Genomic DNA, 3,255 nt, shown 5'->3' on the forward strand with positions numbered 1-3,255 from the left:
CTGGCGGTTTCCAGTTCCACAATCAGTGATGAACGGTCTATGACCGCTGCACAGGGTTCCTTGAGTTTCAGACCCCGGTATTCATCCCCCTCCTTGCCGTCTGCATACCCAAAATAATCGCCGCTGCTTACACCTGTGGATATAACAGACTGCAGGATGGAACTGTCCAGGAGTCTGGGCAGGTAAGGATAGCTGGCCATCTTCTCCCAGAGGTCCATGGTTTTTATATCTGTAGCCCCATTTTTCCAGAACCACTGCTTGAGCATGTTATCCAGGTGGATGGGTGACCAGACCTTGAGCAGGAGCTCTTCGTCGGTGAGCTTTTTCTCAACTTCCTCAGTCAAGTCGCTGGCTCCGGTATTTATACGCAGGTCATCCCATTCCATCTTGCCCACACCTTTTTGGCGTGTTGGATGCTGGATGGGGCTGAGTATCCATTGGAAGCATTCGGTAATGGTCCTGTTCAGCGTACTGGAGGCGGTCTCGCTGTTTTTCTCAGCCTGCTTTGTCTGTAAATTATCCAGAACCAGACGGGTCTGGTGTACGTCATCAACAATGGACTTCCAGGCCAGATAAGTCCGGACATTGTCTTTGAGTCTGGGCACTGTGTCATAGTCCGGGGCCAGAAAAACCAGCCTGTTCTGATGAAGTCTGGGGCCGGTCCCCCGGAATTTGAGTATTTCAGAAGCAGCATTTACGGCCACTTCACTGCTCCTGGAATGAGGCTTGTGCGGGGGCAGCACACACAGCCTGATATCAAAATCATCGGGTACATCTGAAGCAGGTGTAAACACGTGAATGCCGCCGAAAGAGCCTTTTTTGAGCAGCTTCTCCAGTCTTTTTTTGATTTCCGGAAGAACACCTTCATGGTAGTCAAATCTTTGCTTGCGCTCCTCCATTTCCCGGCGCAGATTGGGCGTAACATCAAACCAGTAGCGCTCACTGTCCACATTGAGATAAAAGAGCTTGTCCGAAAGGTGTTTCAAGGTGTCCTTGACCACGCTGGTGCTTATGCCTGGATAGGCCACCCCCAGGGCTACATACTTATAGTCTATACCCCTGGCTCCCTGCCGCCTGGCCCCTGGTGCGCTGCCCATAAAAATCGACCTGGCTGTTCTTCTGGCTGCCTGGTGCTTTCCCAGCAGGGGGTGCTGGGTGTCAATCTTCACGGACAGGGCCTGGTCACCGTCAATATCCTTGTCAATCACCGGGTCCCAGCCCTGGGGCAGATAATATATGGCCTGATTCTTTACGTTGTTGTCGTACAGGGGCAGAGATCCGGGCATGATCATGGGGTCCCTGGAGCCATCCTTCCAGAGGCGGTAGGCTACTGTGGCCAGAAGTTGGAGCACGCCCCTGGTGCGCTGAAATTTTTCCATGGATGACCAGTCCAGATACAGGCGGTCGAATATTTCCGGGTGAATGGGATAGGAAGCCATAAGCCTGTGAAAATACGTCCCTTCCTGTGTCTCAGCCGGAAAGTCGTCCGCCGCCTCCCGGTAATACTGGGCAAAGGCCCGGCAGGTGTCCTCTACGCTTTGTCTGTCAGTGATCTCGTTGAAGAGCCTCCTGCGTACTATTTCAAAGGCTTCCTCTGTAGCCACCGGCTTCCACAGAGCTTGAATCCTGCCGAAATACTTCTCCAGCGAGGTCAAAGCCTGCTGTCCTCTGACCCCGCCCATTTCTGTATCCGACTCAGGCAGGGCAACGAGAAGCATTGAGCTTCTGGTTGCAGCTACGGCCTCTGTCAGGGCCTGAATAAAGGACAGGTTGGACTCAAATGTTCCCCCGGGATACCCTTTGCCCTCCTGAAACTGGCGCAGATAAGCCACCATTTCATCCATGAGGATCAGGGCCGGGCTGTACTTCTCAAAGAGCTCAATAAGCACCTCTTTGCCCGGAGATGTCCCGTCCCGGTCTGAGTCAGCCACCATGGCAAAGCCGTCTTCTCCCCCGATCTGCCAGGCGATTTCTCCCCACAGGGTACGTACCTCGGTATTGCCCCTTTTCTTGGTCTGGGAAGGGCTCATGCGGTTGCCGTCCACCACGGAGATGCTGGCTCTGGGAACCTCGGTTATGCCGGCTGCGTCCAGGATTGAAGGAACTCCTCTGAGCTCACTTGGAGGCTTTTCTCCCCTGGCCAGGTGATACACGGCCATCTCTGTATGGGTCTTGCCGCCGCCGAACGCTGTCTGAAGCTGCACTACTGGATCGCCGCTGCCGCCGTTGAGGCGTTTGACTACACTGTCCAGTAGAAGGCGCATGCCTTCAGTTATGTACGTGCGCTGGAAAAAACTTACCGGGTCCTGGTACTCCCTGGGTGCATCACCTCTGTGCACTAAGCTCAGGTCCGCGGCAAACTCGGCCTGCTTGAATGTTCCCTTGAGTACATCCTCGTGGGGCGTGGCAATCTCGGTCCAGGCTTTGAGCTGCATAAATCTCCCTCTTTTACTGATCCATTAATTCATCCATTCGCATTCGCTTTTCCCTGGCCGGCTTTTTCTCGGATGCAGAGGCCTCCACAGTGCCATACCAGGAAGCGATGAGCTCGTTGTAGGCCCGGGCTTCTTCGGCCCAGCCCTTGCGCTCGCACAGGGTAAACAGACGATAGGCCAGCTGGCGCACAGGCTCTGTACGTTCAGTCATGCGGGACAAAAGCCTGCCAGCTTCGGATTCACCCCCGGTCTGCAGGGCCAGAATAAGCTGATGCAGGGCTTGCCAGGTGGGTGTGCGACTGTCTTTTTGCGGGTCCCAGTCAGCAGCATATTCGTTGAATTTGAGCAGCCGCACTTGGCCTCCCTTTGCTTCCACCACCCCGGCCTGAACCAGCCCGTCCACGGTTGTTCCTTTGGCCCTGGCCAGGACATCTGCCTGGCCGAAGGCATCTGTCTTGAACCCATATTGCATGAACCAGTCAATGCAGAACCGGGTGTCGGAATCCATTTCGCCTTCAGCTTCGTTGAAAAATTCATCAATGACCTTGTTGATCTGAATAAGCGCATCCCGCACAGACATCTTGGAGCCGTCAGCCTCCAGTATGCCGGAATATCGTGAATATATGGCCATCCCCGGACCTATGGCCGCCTGGGCCAGATCCACAGGGGCAATGGCTGTTGCGCCTTCTTTACCCCCGATCATGGTCTCTAAGGCTTCCGGAAGTTCTTCCTTGAGCTCTCGCAGGAACTGACGGCGGGGGATGGCGGTGGCATTGGAGTCCCGCTTGCGGCAGACCAGGACAATGGAGGAGGCGAGGGC

The 3,255-nt window shown here is 55.0% G+C and carries 2 protein-coding genes; both read right to left on the reverse strand.

The window, feature by feature from the left end:
• The coding region (locus QZP87_RS09950) for a DUF499 domain-containing protein (protein WP_291322767.1) at positions 1–2,435 on the reverse strand (2,435 nt) is incomplete at its 3' end.
• Positions 2,436–2,448: 13 nt separating this feature from the next.
• A partial coding sequence (locus QZP87_RS09955; RefSeq protein WP_291322768.1) for a hypothetical protein occupies positions 2,449–3,255 on the reverse strand: 807 nt, incomplete at its 5' end.

Origin of the sequence: Desulfonatronospira sp., assembly GCA_003563255.1 — a bacterium.
In the GTDB taxonomy this organism is placed as follows: Bacteria; Desulfobacterota; Desulfovibrionia; order Desulfovibrionales; family Desulfonatronovibrionaceae; genus Desulfonatronospira.